This window comes from Herbidospora yilanensis, from assembly GCF_001570565.1.
GTDB classification, from domain to species: domain Bacteria; phylum Actinomycetota; class Actinomycetes; order Streptosporangiales; family Streptosporangiaceae; genus Herbidospora; species Herbidospora yilanensis.
Genome location: NZ_BBXE01000018.1, coordinates 112,628 through 134,381, shown reverse-complemented (window position 1 = coordinate 134,381; position 21,754 = coordinate 112,628). Strand labels below are relative to the sequence as shown.

Below are 21,754 nucleotides of genomic sequence, written 5' to 3'. Positions count from 1 at the left end.
AAGGCAGTGCTCGGGCAGTATTCATCCGATCTTTGAGGAAGCCGATGACGCTCTCGGATCTGCTGGCGGCCCGCGCCGCCGCCGAGCCTGACGGCGTCGCCATGATCGTCCACGGGGTGGGGGAACTGACCTACGCCGCCTGGCACTCCCGTGCCGACGGTCTGGCGAACCTGCTGATCACCGAAGGTGTGCGCCCCGGGGAGCCGGTGGGGCTGGTGTTCCCCCACGCGGGATGGCTCGACTACGCGGTGGCGTTCATGGGGGTGCTGCGGGCGGGGGCCGTCGCGGTGCCGATCTCCGACCGCACCCCGGAGGGAGAGATCCGACATCTCGCGGAACGTGTTGGAATCGGCAGAATCCTGCGCGATGTAACTTTCATGGACGGATCGGTTTCCCCGCTCCCTCGGGTGTCTCCGGCCGACCCCGCTCAGATCCTCTTCACCTCCGGCACCACCGGGGTGGCCAAGGGGGTCACCGCCGCCCACGCCAACCTCGCCTTCGGCCTCCACCGCGACCCGCGCCGCCGGGCCTTCCGGCACTCCGGGCACCTCGCGCACGCGTTCCCCATCGGGACCAACGCCGGCCAGATGATGCTGGTCAACGCCGTCGCCGCGCACCCCACCGTCGTCACGACCGCCGTCTTCACCCCACGCCGGTTCGCCTCGCTCATCGCGAAATACCAGGCCGGGACGGTGTTCCTGGTGCCCGCCATGGCCATCGAGCTGCTGTCGGCCGGGGTCGAGCCCCTCGACAGCGTGCTCCTGCTCGGGTCGGCCGCCGCGCCGCTGCCCTCGGCCGTGGCGGTGAAGCTGGCCGGGCTGTTCCCGGCCGCGATGATCACGAACTACTACACCTCCACCGAGGCCGCCCCCGCTCAGACGATCATGGTCTTCGACCCCGAGCGCCCGGGGTCGGTGGGCCGCGCGGCGGCCGGCGGCTCGGTCAGGATCAGCTCGCCCGACGGGACCGCGGCCGCCCCCGGGGACGTCGGCGAGGTGTGGATGCGCTCGCCCGCCGCGCCCCGCGCCTACCTCGGCGAGACCGCGTCGGACACCTTCCGCGACGGCTGGGTGCGCATGGGCGACCTCGGCTACCTCGACGAGGAGGGCTACCTGTTCCTGGTCGACCGGACCGGCGACGTCGTCAAGTCGGGCGCCCACAAGGTCTCCACCCTGAAGATCGAGGAGGCGCTGCACGCCCATCCGCTGGTCACCGAGGCCGCCGCCTACGGCGTCCCCCACCCGGTGCTCGGGACGGTGGTGGCGGCGGCTCTGGTCGTCCGGGAGGAGATCTCCCCCGCGGACCTGCGGGCGTTCCTGATCGACCGGCTCGCCCCGCACGAGCTGCCGGCGAAGGTCACCACGATGGACACGCTGCCGCGCAACCGGGGCGGCAAGGTCGACAAGAAGGCGCTGCCATGACCGAGGCGTCGTTCGCGCAGACCGGGATGTGGATCACCGAGCGGATGGGACGGGCCCGGACCGCCTACCACATGCCGCTGGTCGTCGACTTCGAGGGACGGCTCGACGCGTGCGCGCTCCACCAGGCCTGTGCGGCGGTCGTCCGGCGGCACGCGGTGTTGTCCAGCGCGGTCGCCGAGGTCGACGGGCTGCCCGTGATGGTGCCCGGACAACGCCCGCCGATCCGGCTGACCGTCGCCGGCGACCTTCATGAGCTCGTACGCGAGGAGACCCTGCGGCCCTTCGACGTCGAGAACGGGCCGCTCGCCCGGTTCACCCTCGCCAAGCTGGGCCCCGAGCGGCACGCGCTGGTGTTCGTCGCGCACCACCTGGTGTTCGACGGCGAGTCGAAGGACATCCTGGTCAGGGACCTGGCCGACTTCTACAACGGCGAGTCGCGGCCCCGGCTCGGCATGTCGTACGCGAGCTTCGCCGAAGGGGAACGCGAACGGGTCCGCGACGACCTCGACGAGGCGAAGGCCTACTGGGCGGCGCGGCCACCCGGAGAGGCCACGCCGCTGCCCGGCCTGGCCACGGCCGGACGCGGGGCCGCCGAAGGGGCGGTGCACACCTTCCGCGGCCGGATGCCCGACCTGCCCGGCGTCTCGCGCTTCGAGCTCTTCCTGGCCTCCGTCCACACCCTGCTGCACCGCTACGGCGACCCGGCCCCGACCCTCGCCGTCGACCTGTCCACCCGGGTCCCGGACGTCCGCGACAACATCGGCCTGTTCGTCAACGAGCTCCCCGTCACCGTCGCGCCGGCGGGCACCGTCGCCGACGTCGCCCGGACCCTCCACCACGACCTGCGCGAGATGTACCGCTTCCGGCACGTGCCCTACGCCCGCGCCGTCAGGGGAGTGCGCCCGCGCACCGCCCTCGCCCAGGTCTCCGTCAGCTACCGCAAACGGCGCCCCGACCCGGTCTTCACCGGCGTGAAGACCACGGTCGACTGGGCCGCCTTCAACCATTCCGTACGCAGCACCCTGCACCTCCAGGCCGTCGACCACCCCGACGGCCTCTACGTGATCATGCAGTACGGCGCCGGCTCCGGCACGGAGCCGGACGTCGCCCGGATAGCGGAGGACCTTCTCACCATCATGAACAACCCCGAAAGCCCGGTGGACGGCACCCCACAGGCGTCCGGCCTGGACGACGCCGTCCGCGAGATCTGGCAGGAAGTGCTGGGCATCGACGAGATCGGCGACGAGGAGGACCTGTTCGACCTCGGCGGGCACTCCCTGACCATCACCCAGATCATCGCCCGCATGCGCAAACGCCTCGGCGTCGAGGTCCCCCTGGACGTCTTCTTCGACACCCCGACCATCGCGGGCGTCGTCCAGGCGATCCGCGAGGCGGAACCGGCCGTCAGGTGACCACCGATCTCGACCGGCTCCTGCTCATCCGCCACTTCGAGCGCGCCCTGCTCGACCTGTTCGCGAAGGGCGAGCTGAACGGCACCACCCACACCTGCCTGGGCCAGGAGATCGTCCCCGTGGCGCTGGCGCCGCTGCTGGGCCCGGACGACCACGTCTTCAGCAACCATCGCGGCCACGGCCACTACCTGGCCCGCTTCGACGACCCCGCCGGCCTGCTGGCCGAGATCATGGGCCGCGAGGGCGCGGTCTGCGACGGCGTCGGCGGCAGCCAGCACATCCTGCGCGAGGGCTACCTGTCGACGGGCGTCCAGGGCGAGAGCCTGCCGGTGGCCGTCGGCGCGGCCCTGCACCTGCGCGGCTCCGGCGCCCTGGCGTGCGCCTACATCGGGGACGGCACGTGGGGCGAGGGCGCGGTCTACGAGTCCCTCAACCTGGCCGCGTTGTGGGGGCTGCCGCTGCTGGTCGTGGTCGAGCACAACGGCATCGCGCAGACCACGCCGACCGAACTGGCCATGTCGGGCACCATCGGGGCACGCTGCGCGGCCTTCGGGGTCGCGCACACGGCCCTGCCCGCCGACGACGTCTCCGCGATCCGGACCGTGCTGACCCCTCTGGTGGCCGCGGTGCGGACCGGCTCCCCGCTGGTGGTGGAGTTCGCCGTCAACCGGCTGGGCCCGCACAGCAAGGGCGACGACACCCGGTCGGGCGTCTCCGAGCTCCGCGACTGGTATCGCGACATGTCCGACGTGACCGGGTTCGCGGAGGCGGACGCCCGCGCCCGCGACCTGGTCGGCTCCGTCGTCCGTGAGGTCAAGGCACGCCCCCTGTCGACGTGGGGCCGACAAGCCGTGAGGCGGGGCGCATGAGAGTCGTGGAGAACCTCAACCACGCGCTGCACGAGGTGCTCGCCGCGAACCCGAGGGCCTTCCTCCTCGGGGAGGACCTCCTGGACCCCTACGGCGGCGCCTTCAAAGCCACCCGCGGCCTCTCGACGCGCTTCCCCTCGCGGGTCATCACCACCCCGATCAGCGAATCGGCCATCACCGGCGTCGGGGCGGGCCTGGCGTTGTGCGGCGACACCGCGATCGTCGAGATCATGTTCAGCGACTTCGTCACACTGGCGTTCGACCAGATCGTGAACTTCGCCGCCAAGTCCGTCTCCATGTACGGCACCCGCGTCCCGATGCGCCTCATCGTCCGCCTGCCCACCGGCGGCGGCCGGGGCTACGGTCCCACCCACAGCCAGAGCCTGCAGAAACACTTCATCGGCGTGCCCGGCCTCGACGTCTACGAGATGTCCCCCCTGCACGACAACCACGCCGTCTTCACCCAGATGATCGCCGCCGAGCGCCCCTGCGTCTTCTTCGAGGACAAGGTCCTCTACACCAAGCGCATGCACGAGGTGGACGACCTGTTCACCTGGGACCTCACCGACGGCCTGGCCCGCGTCCACGTCGACACCCCGCCCGACTGCGTGATCATCGCCCCCGGCGGCGTCACCCACCGCGCCCTCGCCGCCATGCGCCGCCTCCTGCTGGAACAGGAGATCGTCTGCACCCTGCTCGTGCCCTCCCGCCTCCACCCCCTCGACGCGGCCCCGCTGGTGGCCGTGGCGCGCGAGGCCAGGTCGGTGGTGGTCGCCGAGGAGAGCACCGCCGGGGGGACGTGGGGCGCCGAGGTCGCCCACGTGCTGCACCGGGAGTTGTGGGGCGTGCTGCGCAACCCGGTCGCGCTGGCCCACTCGGCCGACAGCATCATCCCGACGGCGAGCCACCTGGAACGTGCCGTCCTGCTGACCGAAACCACCATCCACGACACGGTCCTGGAGTCCCTCAAGTGAAGGTCCCCAAGCTCAACAACAACGACGACACCTACGTCCTGGTCGAATGGCTGGTGGCGACGGGGACCGAGGTCAAGGAGGGCGACCCGGTGGCCGTCCTGGAGACCTCCAAGTCGGCCGAGGAGGTGACGGCCGACGCGACGGGAGTGTTGCGGCAGGAGGTCGCCCTGATGGCCGACTGCGCCCCGGGCGACCTGCTGGCGACCATCGGCTCGTCGGCCCCGGCCCCCGCGCCGATCGAGTCTCCGGTGACGCCGGAGAGCCGTACCGGCCCGGTGATCACCGCGCCCGCGCGGGCGGCCATGGACGAACTCGGCGTGACCGAAGAGCAGGTCGGCACCCTGGGCGTCAACGTCGTCCGGCGGGCCGACGTCGAGCGGCTGGCCGCGGAGAGTTCCGTCGCCACCGCCCCGTTGTCGAAGGTGCAGCAGGCCGTCGGCCGGGCGGTCACGCTCTCGCACTCCACCATCCCCGCGGCCTACGCCGTCCTCGACATGGCTCTCGACGAGGAACTCGCCGCCACCCGCCGGCTGACGAAACAGGTCCGCCGCCCCGTCGGCCTGGCCGAGCTCTTCGTCATGGCCGTGGCCAGACTCCACACCGAGTTCCCGCTGTTCTTCGCCACCCTCGGCGACGACCGCACCAAGGCGGTGCTCGCGGAGACCGCCAACGTCGGCGTCACCTTCGACACCGGCGACGGCCTGTACGTCCCGGTCGTCCACGACGCCGGAACCAAGACGCTCCAGGAGGTCGCGACCAGGCTGATGGAATATCGCGTCGCCGCGATGAAGGGCGATTTCAGCGCCGCCGACCTGGCCGGCGCGAACATCGCCGTCACCCTCCACCACGACGGCGGCATCACCCTGGCCATCCCGTTCATCTTCCCCGGGACCGCCTGCGCGCTGGCCGTGACGGCTCCCCGGGAGGTCCTCTACCTGGACGGGACCGAGGTGAGATCGCGGCAGGTGGCCCACATCGGCCTGGCCTACGACCACCGCCTGATCAACGGCCGCGACGCCGCCCGTTTCCTCAACGCCCTCCAGCGGGAGACCAGGGCCCTGACCGCTACGGAGTGACGGTCTGCCCGCCCCATTCCTCGGGAGCGACGTCGTCGAGCGTCTCGGAGAAGGTCCAGTGGTGGCCGGCGAGATCCTCGGCGGCGTACTGCCGCTCGCCGTACTCGAAATCGGTGGGCTCCATGAGGATGCGCGCGCCGAAGGCCCGGGCGTGCTCGCAGTGCGCCATGGCGTCCTCCACGCGCACGGTGACCGAATGGGTCACCTCTCCTGGGCGTGGGGGCCTCCGCTCGCCGCGCACGTCAGCGATGATCAGCGCTCCATCGCCGTGGCGAAGCTGGGAGCGGTGGTTCTCGCCGATCCGCACCCGCTCCTCGAAGCCGAACGCCCCAGTGAGCCAGGCGACCGCCTCCCGGACATCGGGATAGATCAGGACGGGGATGACCGCGGCGGACGGAATGGACCGATTGGCTTTCACCCACCGCAGTCAACCGACGGTGTGTGCCCAGGTCAACGGCCGGTGTCTCGCGATGACGCGAAACCGGCCCTGGCGAGGAGCGCCCGGCCTCACCGCGCGAAACCGGTCGTGACGAGGAGCGTCGTGGCTCACGCCGCGGAACCGGCCGTGGCGAGGAGTGTCCGGCTCATCCCGCGAAGCTGTATCGCACGCCCGTCATCTGCTCCGACTCGTCCCACAACCGCCGGGCCGCTGTCTCGTCATGTGACGCCGCGCTGCTGGAGACCAGCTTCGGATACCCTCGCATCTCCCCGCGCCCGTCAGGCCCGAAATATCCCGCGCGCGGCACACCCGGCGCCGTGGCCGCGTAGAGCTGGGGCAACACGCCCATCTCGGCGCGCTGCGCCATGACCGCGTTCGCCGCCCGCACGATCAGCCCCTGGACCCGGCTCTTCGTCATCTGCGGCCCGGCCTCCTGGAGCCCGGTCGCCGAATAGCCCGGATGCGCGGCCAGCGACAACAGGGGAGTGGCCGCCGCCCGCCGCTGGAGTTCGTAGGCGAACAGCAGGTTCGCCAGCTTCGACTGCGAGTAGGCCCCGTAGGGCGAGTAGCGCCTGCTCCCGTGGAGGTCGTCGAAGTCGATCCGCCCGCGCCTGTGCATGCCCGAGCTCACCGTCACCACCCGCGGCGCGGGCCGCAGCAACAGGGACGACAGCAGCAGCCCGGTGAGCGCGAAATGCCCCAGGTGGTTGGTCGCGAACTGCATCTCGTAGCCGTCGGCCGACAACCGCCGGGGCAGCGCCATCACACCGGCGTTGTTCATCAGGATGTCGAGCCCGTTGGGGAACACCTCGGGCATCCGCCCGGCGAAGTCGCGCACGGACGACAGGTCGGACAGGTCGAGCCGCGACACCACGATCTCGGCCTTGGGGGCGGCGGACCGCACCCGCGCCGCGGCCGCCTCGCCCTTGGTGACGTCGCGCACCGCGAAGACGACCTTCGCGCCGCGCCGGGCCAGCTCACCTGCCGCGAGGAGCCCGAGCCCGTTGCTCGCGCCGGTCACGATCGCGCCCTTGCCCGACAGATCGGCGATGTCCGCAGCCGTCCATGCCATTACGCCTCCTCGCGTCGGCCGTGTCTTTCCTCACCATAGGCGGCGATCACCCCCTTATCCGCAGGCCTCGCGGTGTCGGGTGGAAACCGGCCGCCTCCAGCGCCGCCGCGAGAGGCGAGTCGTTGATCGCCGTGCCGTCGGCCCGCTCGACGGTCAGCCGCCCCAGGGCCCCGTCTCGCACGGCCCCCGCCAACGCCCCCACCGCCACGGTCAGATGGTCGTCTTCGCCGAAGGACAGCAGCGTCTTCCCGCCGCGTTCGACATAGAGCACCAGCCGCCCCGCCACGGTCACCACGAGCGCTCCGGCCTTCCGCCCCGGACGGTGCCCGGCGTCGCCACCCCGGTCGGGCCACGGCAGCGCCGCCCCGAACGGGTTGGCCGGATCGGCCGCCGCCATCACGGTCGCCTTCGGCGTCTCGCGCTCGGTCTCGCGGGGACGCCAGGCCGTCCACGGGTCGACGTATTCCCCCTCGGCCGGCGCCGGGGCCGGCACCTCGACTTCCTTGCGGTCGGACGCCCGCAGCCGGTCGACGGCCCCCGGCAGCGCGAACTGCGCCCCGCCCAGCCCCTCGACGAAGTAGCCCCGGCGGCACCGCCCGCTCTCCTCGAACGCCCGCAGCACCTGGTAGACGGCGGCGAACCCGCCTGGCAGCCGCTCGGCGGTCACCCCGCCGCGTGTCACCACGCCGTGGCGTTCGAGCAGCATCTCGGCCTGCGCCTGGGCCCGCGGCGTCGCCTCGGCCGAGGGTTCGGGCAGCAGCCACCACCGCCCCCCGACCGTCGGCGGCCCCGACCGCGTCGGCAGCACGGCCCGGCGACGCCGCGACGGCGACGCCGGACGATGCGCCGGTTTCCCGGTTCCCAGCGTGGCCCGCAGCGGCGCGAGCGTGTCGCCCGTCACCCGTCCCGACCAGACCAGATCCCACAACGCCGCCGCCAGCGTGGCGTCGTCGGGCATCCCGTCGTGCACCACCCGGTTCGACAGGTCGCGGAAGAACAGCGCCCCGCCGCCCGCCAGCACATCGAGCACGGCCTCGTGGACCGGCGTCACGGTGATCTCGGCCGGCTCGGGCATCAGCAGCGGCGCGGTGTCGGCGAAGTAGAGGGACACCCACCCGTCGCCCCCCGGCAGCGCCCCCTGCCCCACCCAGAGCACCTCGCCCGACGAGGTCAGCTCGTCGAGCAGCGACGGCGAGTATCCGGGCACCCGCCCCGGCAGCACCAGCGTCTCCAGCGCCGAGGCCGGAACGGCCGCCCCCTGCAACCGCTCGACGGCGGCGACCAGCGAATCCATCGCGCGGTGGGAGGCGGCCGACCCCGGCTCGGGGCGGCCTCCGGACCGCGTGAGGCGCCCATCGCCGGAAGCGCCCCCCGGCGGTTCGTAGGCCGTGATCCCGTGCCACCGGGGCAGGAACATCGCCAGCGCCTCGGGCGGCACCGGCTCGACCTCCTTGCGCAGCCGGGCCAGCGACCGCCGCCGCAGCAGCCGCAGCACCCCGGCGTCGCACCACTCCTCGCCCCGTCCGCCGGGCCGGAACTCGCCCGGCACCACCCGGCCGGACGCCGCCAGCCGGGCCAGCGCGTCGCACACCACCGCGATCCCCACCCCGAACCGGGCGGCGGCCGTCGAGGCCGGGAACGGCCCGCGGGTGCGGGCGTGCCGGGACAGCAGATCGCCCAGCGGATCGGGCCGGGCGGACGTCTCGGGCGCGTCGAGGAACTCCAGCGGCACCCCCACCGGCAGCGGCGCGCCGAGCGCGTCGCGCAGCCGCCAGGCGTCTTCGATCGCCGCCCACTGCGGCACGCCCGCGACCCGCACCTGGATCGCCCGCCGCGACCGCTCCAGCTCGGCCAGCCAGCCGGGATCGCCTTCGCGGATGGCGACGTCTTCGGCGAGCAGCGGCCCGTGGGACCGGAGCAGGTCGGCCAGGTCTTCGGTGTCGCGCAGCGGGCGGTCGAGCCGGGCCAGCTCGCGCTCGGTCTCGGCGATCACGTCGGGATCGAGGAGCTCCCGCAGGTCGGCCTGCCCGAGCAGCTCGGCCAGCAGGGAGGTGTCGAGCGCCAGAGCCTGGGCCCGGCGCTCGGCGAGGGGGGCGTCGCCCTCGTACATGAACTCGCCGATGTAGTTGAACAGCAGCGACGCCGCGAACGGCGACGCCTGCCGGGTCTCCACCTCGACCACCCGGATCCGCCGCGCCGAGATGTCGCGCATCAGCCGCACCAGGCCGGGCACGTCGAACACGTCTTGCAGGCACTCGCGCATCGTCTCGAGCACGACCGGGAAGCCGGCGTACTTGGCCGCCACGCCCAGCAGCGACGCCGACCGCTGCCGCTGCTGCCACAGAGGGCTGCGCCGCCCGGGGGTGCGGCGCGGAAGCAACAACGACCGCCCGGCGCATTCGCGGAACCGGGCCGCGAACAGGGCCGATCCGCCGAGCTCCTCGGTGACGATCTGCTCGATCTCCTCCGGGTCGAACGCCGCGACGTCGCTCGGCGCCTCGTCGAGGGTGTCGGGGACACGCAGGATGATCCCGTCGTCGGAGTGGACGGCCTGCACGTCGATCCCGTAGCGCTCCCGCAGCCGCCGCCCGATGGCCAGCGCCCAGGGCGCGTGCACCCGCGCGCCGAAGGGGGAGTGGATGATCACCCGCCAGTCGCCCAGTTCGTCGTGGAACCGTTCGACCAGCAGCGTGCGGTCGTCGGGCACGTATCCCGTCGCCTCCCGCTGCTCCGCCAGATAGCCGATGAGGTTCCCGGTCGCGAACTCGTCGAGCCCGGCCTCGCGGACGCGGTCGGCGGCGGCCGGCCCGGCCCCGGCCAGCTCCCGGACGAACGCGCCGATCGCCCGGCCCAGCTCGGCCGGACGGCCCTGGGGGTCGCCCTTCCAGAACGGCAACTTGCCCGGCAGGCCGGGTGCGGGGGAGACCAGCACCCGGTCGGCCGTGATGTCTTCGATCCGCCAGGAGGTGGCGCCCAGGACGAAGACGTCGCCGACGCGGGATTCGTACACCATCTCCTCGTCGAGCTCCCCGACCCGGGACGCCTTCTCGCCTACGAGGAACACGCCGAACAGGCCCCGGTCGGGGATGGTGCCGCCGTTGGTGACGGCGAGCCGCTGGGCCCCCGGACGGCCGCGCAGCGTGCCGGTCACCCGGTCCCACACCAGGCGGGGACGCAGTTCGGCGAACTCCTCGCTCGGATAGCGCCCGGCCAGCATGTCGAGCGTGGCCTCCAGCGCCGACCTCGGCAGCGTGGCATAGGGCGCGGCCCGGCGGACCACGGTCTCCAGCTCGTCGACGGTCCACTCGTCGAGCGCGGTCATCGCGACGATCTGCTGCGCCAGCACGTCGAGCGCGTTGCGCGGATAACGCATCTCCTCGATCTGGCCGCTCTTCATCCGCTCGGCCACCACGGCCGTCTGCACGAGGTCGCCACGGTATTTCGGGAAGATCACCCCACGTGAGACTGCCCCCACCTGGTGGCCCGCCCGCCCGACCCGCTGCAGCCCGCTGGCCACACTGGGCGGCGCCTCCACGCACGCGACCAGGTCGACCGACCCCATGTCGATGCCGAGCTCCAGGCTGGAGGTCGCCACGACGGCCGGCAGCCGCCCCGACTTCAGCGCCTCCTCGATCTGCGACCGCTCCTCTTTCGACACCGACCCGTGATGGGCCCGCACGACCTCGGGAACCGCCCCCTTGGACGCCCCCGCCTGCGCCATCACCTCGGCCGGCACCCCCGGGGGCATCGGCTCGGACGTGCTCCTCTCATATGCGAGCTCGTTGAGACGGCTGCACAGACGCTCCGACAGCCGCCGCGAGTTGGCGAAGACGATCGTCGACCGGTGGGCCTCGATCAGATCGAGAAGATGCTCCTCCACGTGGGGCCAGATGCTGCGCCGGTTGGGCTCGCCCTCGTCGCGCGAGGTGATCTCGGCCATGTCTTCGACCGGGACGACCACGTCGATCTCGATCTGCTTCTCGGACGGCGGCTGCACCACCGTCGCCGGCCGTGTGCCCCCGAGGAACGCCGCCACCTCCGAGACCGGCCGCACGGTCGCCGACAACCCGATCCGCTGCGCGGGCTTCGGCAGCAGGGCGTCGAGCCGTTCGAGGGTGAGCGCCAGATGGGCGCCCCGCTTGGTGCCCGCCACCGCGTGGACCTCGTCGACGATCACCGTCTCGACCCCGCGCAACGCCTCCCGCGCCTGCGAGGTGAGCAGCAGGAACAGCGACTCCGGCGTGGTGATCAGGATGTCGGAGGGCTTGGACGCGAACCGCCGCCGCTCCTCGGCCGGGGTGTCGCCCGACCGGATCGCCACCGAGATCTCCGGCACGGTCACCCCCGTGCGCCGGGCCGTCTGCCGCACCCCGGTCAGCGGCGCCCGCAGGTTGCGTTCGACGTCGACCGCCAGCGCCTTCAAAGGCGACACGTAGATCACCCGGCACTTCCGCTCGGGATCTTCCCGGGTGGCCAGCCGGTCGATCGACCACAGGAACGCCGCCAGCGTCTTGCCCGAGCCGGTCGGCGCCACCACCAGCGTGTTGTCGCCGTCGGCGATGGAGTTCCAGGCGCCCTCCTGGGCGGCGGTCGGCTCGGCGAAGGCGCCGGTGAACCACTCGCGCGTGACCGTTCCGAACCTGCTCAGCGCGCCTTTCACCATGCTCCTCCACCTCCTCCGCACATCATGCCTCCGGCCACCGACAGTACTGGCCGGACCTGATGTGGTTGATCTGCGGGTAAAGCGACAATCATGAGAACCATGGACATCGACTACGAGGCCATCGAAGCCACCCGTGCCTCCATAAAAGAACGCCATCTGAACGAGCGCCGGCCCCCGAGCAGTGCGCGCGGCCTCCACCACTTCGCCCTGCTGTCATCCGATGTCGAACGCACGATCGAATTCTACCAGGGCCTTCTGGAGTTCCCGCTCACCGAGATCTTCGAGAACCGCGACTACAAGGGCTCCAACCACTTCTTCTTCGACATCGGCAACGGCAACCTGCTGGCCTTCTTCGACTTCCCCGGCCTCGACCTCGGCCCCTACAAAGAGGTGCTCGGCGGCCTCCACCACATCGCCATCTCCGTCGACCCCGTCGTGTGGGAGCGCCTGCGCGGCAAGCTGGAGGCCGCCGGGGTGCCCTACGTCATGGAGAGCGGCGCCTCCATCTACTTCTCCGACCCCGACGGAGCCCGGCTGGAGCTCCTCGCCGACCCCCTCGGCGAGATGTACGGCTCCCGCGTGCTCTGACCACCCGCGCGGCACGGCCATACTGGGGGCCATGCGACTCACGGAATTCTGGAACCGCATGTCCCGCCATTTCGGCGAGACGTACGCCGAGTCCTGGGCGAAGGACTACGTGATCGCAGGACTCGGCGGCCGGACGGTCGAACAGGCCCTGGCCGACGGGTTCGCGGCCAAGCAGGTCTGGCAAGCGGTCTGCCAGGTCGTCGACGTCGACCCCCGCCTCCGCTGACCGGGAGAGACACCGCGCGAACCCCCTCACACCCATTGGGCCACTCCTTCGGCGAGCACACGCCGGCAGTGGACCTCGTCTCGGGCGCCGCTCCCGGGTTTCCCTGGAAATCCATTCAGACAAGGGGGCAGAACCATGAGGCACACACGTGCGCTGACCGTGCTCACGGTCGTGATCACGTTACTGGCGGCGGCGGTGCCGGCACCGGCCGGCGCCTTCGCTCCACTGGCCAAGGCGTGGGGCTCGAACTTCCACGGCGAGCTCGGCGGCGGGTTCACGGGGCCCGTCGGCGGCCATGATCCGCTCACGGTGGTCAACGGTCACCAGTACGCCGAGGTCGCGCCGGGCCTGGCGTACACGGTCGCCCGCGACACGCTCGGCCGGGTGTGGCACTGGGGCGATTACATCACCGCCACGGGGACCCGCGACATCGTCAACCCGGAGCAGGTGCCGGGCCTGACCGGCGTCGTCGACGTGGCCGCGGGGCGCAGCTTCGGCCTGGCGCTGAAATCAGACGGGACCGTCCACGCATGGGGGACGAACGACTTCGGCCAGCTCGGCGTCGGCGACCTCGACCAGCGCCTCACGCCGGTGCCGGTGGGCGTCCCGCAGACCACGAAGATCTACGCCTCCAGCATGCACGCCTTCGCCATCGGAGCCAACGGCAACACCTACGCCTGGGGAGACAACTACTACGGCCAGCTCGGCGACGGCACCACCATCGAGCGCCACGCACCCCGGGTGATCTCGCTGGGCCAGATCTCCACGCTGTCGGCGGGGGAGACCCACACCCTGGCCCTGTCGGGCGGCACGAACGAACTGTTCGCGTGGGGCGACAACAGCAAGGGCCAGCTGGGCGACGGCACCACGACCAGGCGTCCCCAGCCCACCAAGGTCCTGGGCAACCTGTACGGCCTGACCGCCGTGGCCGCCGGAGGCTCGCACAGCATGGCCATGGGCGGCAGCGGGTTCGTCGTGACGTGGGGCTCGAACGCCAACCTCCAGCTCGGCGTCTCGGGTGTCGCCTACAGGCTCCAGCCGGAGCTGGCCCCCCACGTCGGCGGCGTCACCCGCATCGCGGCAAGCAGGGACTCCAGCTACGTCGTCCAAGGGGGCAAGGTCTACTCGTGGGGCAGCCGGAGCTTCTGCATGCTGGGCGCGTGCGGCGCGCCGTTCGACCGTGACACGCCGTTCGAGGTGCCCGGCATGACGGGGGCACGGGAGATCACCGCCGGCCCGCTGACGGCGTTCGTCCTGATCGCCTGACGCCTGTGGGGAGGGCGGCCCGGCAGAACAGCCAACGGCCGGGCCGCTCTCCTCGTCTCATCGCCTGAGACCGCCGCACCCGTCGTCAGACGATCAGGCCGCCGGTCGCCCTCAGGTTCTGCCCGGTGATCCACTGTGAGTCGGGCCCGGCCAGGAACGCCACCACGTTGGCGATGTCGGCCGGCTCGCCCAGCCGCCGCAGGGCGGTCTTGGCGGTGATCCCGTCGAACGTGTCGTCGGCGCTCGCCCCCGACGACTCGCGCATCAGCTCGGTGTCGGTCACCCCGGGCGAGACGGCGTTGACGGTGATCCCGCGCGCGCCCAGCTCCCGGGCCGCCACGGCGGTCAGCAGCTCCAGCGCCGCCTTGCTGGCCAGATAGAGCGACAGCCCCTCGGCGGGCGCGCGGGTGCCGAACGACGAGATGTTCACGATCCGCCCGCCCGCGCGCAGAATGCGGGCCGCCGCCTGAATCGCCAGGAACGGCCCCTTCGCGTTCACGCCCATCACGCGGTCGAAGTCGTCGGGGGTGGCGTCGATGATGCGCCGGATCGGGTTGATCGCCGCGTTGTTGACAAGGATGTCGAGGGCGCCCAGCCGGCGTACCGCCTGCTCGAAGAGGAGTTTCACGTCGTCGGGGCAGCCCATGTCGGCCCGCACGGCGTGGGCGGTGCCGCCGAACCGGGCCACCTGCGCGACGACCTCGTCGGCCGCCGAACGGTTCTCGTTGAAGCTGAAGACCACATGAGCGCCTTCACGGGCCAGTTTCTGTACGACAGCCCGCCCGATCCCCCGCGACCCACCCGTCACCAGAGCCGCCTTCGCCTCCAGTGCGCCCATGTGTCGTCTCCTCACCGCGTGGGGCTCAACGGATCAGGGTGCCACACATTTGTGGAGAAGGAGTGTCAAGCGGCCTGAGAGAGGAGTTTCCCGAGGGTGTCGGCGGCCACGTCGGGATCGGCGGCGTCTTCCTGCCCGTCGGGCGACCAGAGGAACAACCACCCCCCGGCCGACTGCGTGGCGAAGACGATCGTCTGCCGGTTCGTACGGGGATGCCAGATCCACAACACGGGCTCGCCCCCGCCGAGCATCCGCCCCTGGAGCCCTCGCCCCGGAAGCCGTTCGGCGAGCGCCTCAAGGAGAGTACGGCGTTCGTTTTCGGTCGACACGGCGCCGCCTTCTCACTCGCGGTTCTGGTCTGGCTGATTCGCCCGTCTCCTCCAGGATCGCCGCAGGTCAACGGCATGGCAACACCCTGATCACAATGCCCGGGAATGTGACCTTCCGGATGGGTTCCCTTTCCCGAACCGATGGCCCGTTCGAGGTGTGGTCGAACAGTCGTTCGGCTATATTTGTGCTGCCGCCCTGGAGGCAGCGTCTCCAGAAAATGTCAGTGGCACCCCATAGCGTTCCGTTGACCGGAACAACCCACGACCCTCACAGGGGGCACCCCAATGGCAGTGAACGACCGCGACAAGGCCCTCGAGACCGCCCTCGCCCAGATCGAGCGGCAGTTCGGCAAGGGCTCCGTCATGCGCCTCGGCGAAGACGCGCGCGCCCCCGTCGAGGTCATCCCGACCGGCGCGATCGCCCTCGACGTCGCCCTGGGCATCGGCGGCTTCCCCCGCGGCCGGATCGTCGAGGTCTACGGGCCCGAGTCCTCCGGTAAGACCACCGTCGCCCTCCACGCCGTGGCCAACGCCCAGCGCCAGGGCGGCATCGCCGCGTTCATCGACGCCGAGCACGCGCTCGACCCCGAATACGCCAAGAAGCTCGGCGTCGACGTCGACGCCCTCCTGGTCTCCCAGCCCGACACGGGTGAGCAGGCCCTGGAGATCGCCGACATGCTGATCCGCTCCGGCGCGATCGACATCATCGTCATCGACTCGGTGGCGGCCCTGGTGCCCAAGGCCGAAATCGAGGGCGAGATGGGCGACAGCCACGTGGGTCTCCAGGCCCGCCTGATGTCCCAGGCCCTCCGCAAGGTCGCCGGCGCCCTCAACAACACCGGCACCACCGCCATCTTCATCAACCAGCTCCGCGAGAAGATCGGCGTCATGTTCGGCTCGCCCGAGACCACGACCGGTGGTAAGGCGCTGAAGTTCTACGCGTCGGTCCGCCTCGACGTCCGCCGCATCGAGACCCTGAAGGACGGCACCGAGCCGGTCGGCAACCGCACCCGTGTGAAGGTCGTCAAGAACAAGATGGCCCCGCCCTTCCGCACGGCCGACTTCGACATCCTCTACGGCTTCGGCATCAGCCGCGAGGGCGGCCTGATCGACATGGGCGTGGAGCACGGCTTCGTCCGCAAGGCCGGCGCCTGGTACACCTACGAGGGCGACCAGCTCGGCCAGGGCAAGGAGAACGCCCGCAACTTCCTGAAGAACCACCCCGACATCGCCAACGAGATCGAGAAGAAGATCAAGGAGAAGCTCGGCGTCGGCCCCCGTCTCGACGCCGCTCCCGAGGCGCCCGCGGTGCCCGTCGCCGCCCCGGCCCCGTCCGGCCGAGGATCGAAGGCGTCGGCCACCCCCAAGCCGGGTGACGTCTGACCGATCCGGTGCGACCTTCCGACTCCTGGCACGACGACGACCGGGGCGCCTGGGGCCGCCCCGGGTGGCCGCATGACGACGACCGATGGGCCGACGAGCGCGAGTCCGACCCCCCGGGATGGGGCTTCCCGGATTCGCGCTCCGAGTGGACCTCGGGCGGCCCGGCATGGTCGGAGATCGACCCGGAGACGGTACGCGACGGCGGCGAGGCATGGCCGGGCGCCGCGTTCGACGACGACCCGGGCGAGCACTCGGGCCCGTTGATCGGGGATGGGGCCGGCGCCTCGGCCCTCGGGTCGGTCGGCTCGGCTTCCGACGGGCGAAACATGTGGGTCCCCGGCCGTCGTGACTCTCCCGATGAGCGGGAGCGTGCACGATCCGACCGGCCGTCTGACGACGCGGGATCGGCGTCCGGCGATGACACGGTCTCCGGGCCCCGCCATGCCGGCGGCCTGTCCGGAGGGTCGTCTCGCGCGTCTTCTGATGCCGATGTCTGGGGGGCGGTGGGCCAGGCGTCCGATGGGCCGCGTCACGCGGATCTGTTCCCCGGTGGTGACGGGGGCGACGGCGCGGCAGCGGATGATCGCCCGAATCCGCTCGACTGGGGCGGTCTGCCGGATGAGGAACCCGCCGGGCGGGGCAGACGTGGGCGTCGGCCGAAGACCGGCAGGGCGGGACGGCGCGCTTCGCGCCGCGATGACTCGAATGGCGGCGACCCCGATGAGGGTGACGGGCTCTTCGGCAGTGACGGCGTCGGTGGCGGTTCCGGTGGTCCGTCGAAGCGGCGGGGGCCGTTCTCCGAGGAGCAGAGTTCCGATCCCGAAGCGCGGGCGCGGGGGATCTGCCTGCGCCTGCTGACCCTCGCCCCCCGGACACGCGCCCAGCTCGCCGAGGCCCTGCTGAAGCGGGAGATCCCCGCCGAGGTGGCCGAACGTGTCCTCGAACGGTTCTCCGAGGTCGGGCTGATCGACGACCAGGCGTTCGCCGCCATGTGGGTGAGCTCGCGTCACCACGGGCGGGGGCTCGCGCGGCGGGCGCTGGCTCAGGAGTTGCGGCATCGCGGGGTCGAGGAGGAGATGGTCAAGGAGGCCGTCGAGCGGCTCGATCCCGACGAGGAGGTCGAGACGGCCCGGCGGCTCGTGGCCCGGAAGCTGGGCTCGACCAGGGGCGCCGATCCACGCGCCCGGACCCGCAAGCTCGTCGGCATGCTGGCGCGAAAGGGATATCCGGCGGGGCTGGCGTTCCGGATCGTCAGGGAGGCCCTGGAGGCCGAGGGGGAGGAGACGTCCGAGGAGGGCGGCTACCTCGATTCTCTGTGACGGTCCCGGCGGACGGCCCCCCGTATTCTCTGTGACCGTCTCGGCGGGTCGCTCCGCGAGGTCCTCACTTCCCGGCAGACCCATCCGCTCGCCCTGCCGAGTTCAGGCCCGTGTCGCGCCATGGCCGGCCCGGGTCCGGGTCGTCCCGTTAGGGGTGTCTGGGGTCATCCGGTCTCCGCGTGTCTTGACGCCGATTATGACCGCCCCCGTGCTGAAATGATCCTGATCGCATTTCTTGGCCGCATCTGGGCCCTCGTCGTAACGCCGTCTTCGCGGCATCTGGCGCGCATCGCCCATGACGTAGCGAAATGGATCAAACCCGGTCTGTCATCGGGTGCCCCGTCCGGCTCGTCCGGAAACCGGGAAATGATGATCGAGAAAAACTCGCCACCTGCCGCGTCTTTGCTTGCTCGTTACCCGAATGACGCTTAACCTCGACCGCAGTGAGGAGTTACTCCGCGCAGCGCGGATTGCCATAACGGTGAACCACGGCCCCGATCGTTTCGGGGTACGAATATATGCCCTGGTGGTGCCACCAGGTCTCTTCGTGCTGTGCTGGTGACCCCTTGTCGGCTTGACGCTAGAAGGGGTGGGTGCGCATGGACATGACGATCGTGATCGTGCTGGCAGTGGCGGTGCTGCTGCTTGCCTTCGCGGCGATTGCGGCCCTCCTGATCATTTTGCTGCGGCGTACCGCCCCGAAAGAGCTCGGTCCGAGTCAGGAGCAGCTTGACCAGATCCGCTTGGAGCTCAGCGAGAGCCTCCGGGAGAAGGAGCTGGAGAGGGCGCGCGAAGAGGCGGCGGAGATCCGCGACAAGGCCGAGAACGACGCCGGGGAGATCATCCGGAAGTCCGAGGCGCTCGTCGAAGGGGCGGCGCTGATGCGGCGGGAGGTCGAGGAGGAGTCGCGCGTCCTGAAGAACGAGCTGAAGGAACTGCGCGCCGACCTCGAACGGCGGGAAAGCCGGCTGGCGGAGCGGGAGCGGCGGCTCGACGAAGAGGGGCGCGCGCACCTCGAACGGGCCGGGAGGCTGGCCGAGAGCGAGACCGACCTGGCCGACCGGCGGGCCGAGCTCGAGAAGCTGGGGGAGCAGCGGCGGGAGATCCTCGAACGGCTGGCCGGGCTGACCGCCGACCAGGCCAAGGGCGAGCTCGTCAAGGAGATCGAGAACCAGGCGAAGCGCGAGGCGGCGCTGATCGTCCGCGAGATCGAGAGCGATGCCCGCAAGGAGGGCGAGAAGCGGGCTTGCAAGATCGTGACGCTGGCGGTGCAGCGGGTCGCCACCGAGCAGACGGCCGAGTCGGTCGTCAGTGTGCTGCACCTGCCCGGTGACGAGATGAAGGGGCGCATCATCGGGCGCGAGGGCCGCAACATCCGGGCCTTCGAGTCGACGACCGGCGTGAACCTGATCATCGACGACACCCCCGAGGCGGTGCTGCTGTCGTGTTTCGATCCGGTGCGCCGCGAGACCGCGCGGCTGACACTCGAGAAGCTGGTCCTCGACGGGCGCATCCACCCGCAGCGCATCGAGGAGGCCTACGAGCGCAGCCGCGCCGAGGTCCGGGATCTGTGTGTACGTGCCGGTGAGGACGCCCTCGTCGAACTCGGCATCACCGAGATGCACCCCGAGCTGATCACCCTCCTCGGGCAGTTGCGCTACCGCACCTCCTACGGCCAGAACGTGCTCAAGCACCTCATCGAGTCGGCCCACATCGCCGGCATCATGGCCTCCGAGCTGCGCCTCGACCGCGACCTCGTCAAGCGCTGCGCGCTGCTCCACGACATCGGCAAGGCCCTCACCCACGAGGTCGAGGGCAGCCATGCCCTGATCGGCGCCGAGATCGCCCGCCGCTACGGCGAGCACGACGACGTCGTCCACGCCATCGAGGCCCACCACAACGAGGTCGAGGTGCGTACCGTCGAAGCGGTTCTCACCCAGGCCGCCGACGCGATCAGCGGCAGCCGCCCGGGGGCGCGGCGGGAGAGCCTGGAGGCCTACGTGAAGCGCCTGGAGCGCCTGGAGGAGATCGCCCAGGGGCACGAGGGCGTGGAGAAGGTCTTCGCCATGCAGGCGGGCCGCGAGATCCGCGTGATGGTCCGGCCCGACAACGTCGATGACATCCAGGCCCAGGTCATCGCCCGTGACGTGGCCAAGCAGGTCGAGGAGGAACTGACCTACCCGGGCCAGATCCGCATCACGGTCGTCAGGGAGTCGAGAGCGACGGAGTTCGCCCGCTGACCCGTCCCCGCGTGCGGCCGAGCACACGCCAGTGAGCCCGGGGGCGAGTCGTAAGGTCGGCTCGGTCGGCCTGAGAAGAACCACTCGCCGTTGTGGTCGTCGGCCGCTCGTCGTTCTCGCCGTCGCCGGTGAAAGGCTTTTCTTCCATTACGGCTTCGCCCACCCATCCAGCCGAGTGGCCGTGACCGGCTCCGGAAGACTACGAAGACCACATGATTCGCCGCCTCAGTCGTCCGGCCGACGATGAGCGGGCTGATACCACTCATGGCCGGGGGCCTCATCGTCGAGATCGACAACTCGCACGTGCCGATGATGAGCCACCCGGCACGGTGACCTCGCTGATCGTGAAGGCCTGGCGCGCTTGCTGGGGCGATCTTGACCCGTTCCGGGTGGCATTCGATACCCGTCGCGTTGTATCACTCTGTGTTGTTGAAAGATCACTTTACGGCTCAGAGAAAGCTTGGTGCGATGACCACGTCTTCCCCGCCCGCCGCCGCTCGTGTCCGGGCCCGGGTCGAACGGTTCCACGAGGCCAGGGTGGCCGGGGAGTGGGGTGGCCGGGAACTCTTCTTCGGACGGTCGCCGGAGGCGGGTGACGTCCTGGTCAACAGCAACGACTACCTGGCCCTGGCCGGTGACGATCGGGTCGCCAAGAGCATCGCCGACAGCCTGGCCGACGGCCTCGGCACACTCGCGTCGGGGGTGTACGTCCACGGCGACCACCCCCAGCTCGTCCTGGAACGGGATCTGGCCGCCCACATGCACGCGCCCGCCGGGGTGTTGTGCCAGTCGGGATGGGACGCGAACCTCGGCCTCCTGCAGGCGATCAGCGACGCGCACACCCCCGTGTACGTCGACCAGATCGCCCACATGTCCCTCGCCGCCGGGGCGCGGCTGGCGGGCGCGCCGCTGCACGTGTTCCGCCACAACGACCTGGGCCACCTGCGGTCGCGGACCGACCGCCACGGCCCCGGGGTGATCGCGGTCGACGCCCTCTACAGCACGAACGGGAGCCACTGCCCCCTCAGGGAGATGTGCGACCTGGCCGAGGAGACCGGGTGCGTGCTCGTGGTCGACGAGTCCCACTCGCTCGGCACGACCGGTCCGCTGGGCGCCGGAATGGTCGTCGAGCTCGGCCTGGCCCACCGGGTGCACTTCCGGATCGCCAGCCTCTCCAAGGCCTTCGCCGGGCGGGCCGGGTTCGTCACGGCCACCGACCCGGCCTTCGTCCCCTACTTCCGGCTGGAGTCCTTCCCCGCGGTGTTCTCCTCGGCGCTGCCGGCGCACGACGTGGCGGGCCTGTCGGCGACGCTGGAGGCCGTGCGGGCCGACGAGTGGCGGCGCGACCGGCTCCACCAGGTGTCGGAGTGGGTGCGCGACGAGGTCGCGGCCCTCGGCTTCGACCTGGAGGGCTCGGTGAGCCAGATCGTGGCGCTCCAGACCGGGACGGAGTGGGCCACCATCGAGGTCCGCGAACTGCTGGAGGAGCACGGCGTGTTCGGTGCGGTGTTCGCGCCGCCGGCGACGCCCCGGGACCGGGCGCTGGTCAGGCTGTCGCTGCACGCGGGGCTCGGCGACGACGACGTCGACCGGATCATCGCGGCCTGCGAGTCCGTGCGGGATCGCTGGCGTTGATCAT

General features: G+C 71.1%; 18 protein-coding genes. 13 read left to right on the top strand and 5 right to left on the bottom strand.

All coding sequences use genetic code 11. The annotated features are described in order from the left end of the window. Positions 1-44 precede the first annotated feature (44 nt). From AW273_RS11865 to AW273_RS37855, 5 genes are read left to right on the top strand one after another with little or no spacing between them, the layout of a single operon-like run. Positions 45-1,421, top strand: a complete 1,377-nt coding sequence (locus AW273_RS11865) for a class I adenylate-forming enzyme family protein (protein WP_062348191.1) — start codon at positions 45-47, stop codon at positions 1,419-1,421. Next, positions 1,418-2,833 (top strand): condensation domain-containing protein, encoded by a 1,416-nt coding sequence (locus tag AW273_RS11860; RefSeq protein ID WP_062348189.1) that lies wholly within the window; start codon positions 1,418-1,420, stop codon positions 2,831-2,833. Before AW273_RS11865 ends, AW273_RS11860 begins: the two co-directional genes overlap by 4 nt. Further along, positions 2,830-3,702 carry a thiamine pyrophosphate-dependent dehydrogenase E1 component subunit alpha gene (locus tag AW273_RS11855; protein ID WP_062348188.1) on the top strand — a complete coding sequence of 291 codons (873 nt, stop codon included), beginning with the start codon at positions 2,830-2,832 and terminating at the stop codon, positions 3,700-3,702. The genes AW273_RS11860 and AW273_RS11855 overlap by 4 nt, the downstream gene beginning before the upstream one ends. Beyond that, complete coding sequence (locus tag AW273_RS37860) at positions 3,699-4,676, top strand: alpha-ketoacid dehydrogenase subunit beta (RefSeq protein ID WP_062348186.1); 978 nt, start codon at positions 3,699-3,701, stop codon at positions 4,674-4,676. The genes AW273_RS11855 and AW273_RS37860 overlap by 4 nt, the downstream gene beginning before the upstream one ends. Then, positions 4,673-5,752, top strand: a complete 1,080-nt coding sequence (locus tag AW273_RS37855; RefSeq protein ID WP_062348184.1) for a 2-oxo acid dehydrogenase subunit E2 — start codon at positions 4,673-4,675, stop codon at positions 5,750-5,752. The genes AW273_RS37860 and AW273_RS37855 overlap by 4 nt, the downstream gene beginning before the upstream one ends. Here AW273_RS37855 and AW273_RS11840 read toward each other — a convergent pair. The 3 genes from AW273_RS11840 to AW273_RS11830 all read right to left on the bottom strand — a co-directional run bounded on the left by AW273_RS11840 (position 5,742) and on the right by AW273_RS11830 (position 11,926). After that, the gene (locus AW273_RS11840) at positions 5,742-6,170 is read right to left on the bottom strand and encodes a VOC family protein (protein ID WP_062348183.1); all 429 of its coding nucleotides are present in this window, start codon (positions 6,168-6,170) and stop codon (positions 5,742-5,744) included. The genes AW273_RS37855 and AW273_RS11840 overlap by 11 nt on opposite strands. A 166-nt stretch (positions 6,171-6,336) precedes the next feature. Next, complete coding sequence (locus tag AW273_RS11835; RefSeq protein ID WP_062348181.1) at positions 6,337-7,263, bottom strand: oxidoreductase; 927 nt, start codon at positions 7,261-7,263, stop codon at positions 6,337-6,339. Positions 7,264-7,309: 46 nt separating this feature from the next. Further along, positions 7,310-11,926 (bottom strand): ATP-dependent helicase, encoded by a 4,617-nt coding sequence (locus tag AW273_RS11830; RefSeq protein ID WP_062348180.1) that lies wholly within the window; start codon positions 11,924-11,926, stop codon positions 7,310-7,312. A gap of 90 nt (positions 11,927-12,016) precedes the next feature. Here AW273_RS11830 and AW273_RS11825 point away from each other — a divergent pair, with 90 nt between their 5' ends. The 3 genes from AW273_RS11825 (at position 12,017) to AW273_RS11815 (ending at position 14,006) form a co-directional block, all read left to right on the top strand. Beyond that, entirely contained in the window at positions 12,017-12,514 is a 498-nt protein-coding gene (locus tag AW273_RS11825; protein WP_232327310.1) for a VOC family protein, read from the top strand. A gap of 31 nt (positions 12,515-12,545) precedes the next feature. Then, positions 12,546-12,740, top strand: a complete 195-nt coding sequence (locus tag AW273_RS11820) for a DUF3046 domain-containing protein (RefSeq protein WP_030450812.1) — start codon at positions 12,546-12,548, stop codon at positions 12,738-12,740. A 135-nt stretch (positions 12,741-12,875) separates the two neighbouring features. Next, complete coding sequence (locus AW273_RS11815; RefSeq protein ID WP_062348176.1) at positions 12,876-14,006, top strand: RCC1 domain-containing protein; 1,131 nt, start codon at positions 12,876-12,878, stop codon at positions 14,004-14,006. 85 nt (positions 14,007-14,091) lie between these two features. Here the strand turns inward: AW273_RS11815 and AW273_RS11810 are convergent, their stop codons facing one another. Together AW273_RS11810 and AW273_RS11805 are read right to left on the bottom strand one after the other, a co-directional pair. Next, positions 14,092-14,844 (bottom strand): SDR family NAD(P)-dependent oxidoreductase, encoded by a 753-nt coding sequence (locus AW273_RS11810; RefSeq protein WP_062348174.1) that lies wholly within the window; start codon positions 14,842-14,844, stop codon positions 14,092-14,094. Positions 14,845-14,909: 65 nt separating this feature from the next. Further along, positions 14,910-15,173, bottom strand: a complete 264-nt coding sequence (locus AW273_RS11805; RefSeq protein WP_062348172.1) for a hypothetical protein — start codon at positions 15,171-15,173, stop codon at positions 14,910-14,912. A gap of 285 nt (positions 15,174-15,458) precedes the next feature. Between AW273_RS11805 and recA the strand changes: the two genes are divergently transcribed. The 5 genes from recA (at position 15,459) to cqsA (ending at position 21,750) form a co-directional block, all read left to right on the top strand. Next, on the top strand, positions 15,459-16,556 hold the full coding sequence (gene recA / locus AW273_RS11800; RefSeq protein WP_062348170.1) for a recombinase RecA: 1,098 nt from the start codon (positions 15,459-15,461) through the stop codon (positions 16,554-16,556). Between the two features lie 611 nt (positions 16,557-17,167). Then, the gene (gene recX / locus AW273_RS36165; protein ID WP_232327347.1) at positions 17,168-17,875 is read left to right on the top strand and encodes a recombination regulator RecX; all 708 of its coding nucleotides are present in this window, start codon (positions 17,168-17,170) and stop codon (positions 17,873-17,875) included. 216 nt (positions 17,876-18,091) lie between these two features. Beyond that, the gene (locus AW273_RS37140) at positions 18,092-18,307 is read left to right on the top strand and encodes a hypothetical protein (RefSeq protein WP_157555724.1); all 216 of its coding nucleotides are present in this window, start codon (positions 18,092-18,094) and stop codon (positions 18,305-18,307) included. A gap of 167 nt (positions 18,308-18,474) precedes the next feature. Further along, positions 18,475-20,115, top strand: coding sequence for a ribonuclease Y (gene rny, locus AW273_RS11790; protein ID WP_062348168.1), 1,641 nt, complete (start codon positions 18,475-18,477; stop codon positions 20,113-20,115). A 468-nt stretch (positions 20,116-20,583) separates the two neighbouring features. Further along, the gene (gene cqsA, locus AW273_RS11785; protein WP_062348167.1) at positions 20,584-21,750 is read left to right on the top strand and encodes an alpha-hydroxyketone-type quorum-sensing autoinducer synthase; all 1,167 of its coding nucleotides are present in this window, start codon (positions 20,584-20,586) and stop codon (positions 21,748-21,750) included. The last annotated feature ends 4 nt before the right edge of the window (positions 21,751-21,754 follow it).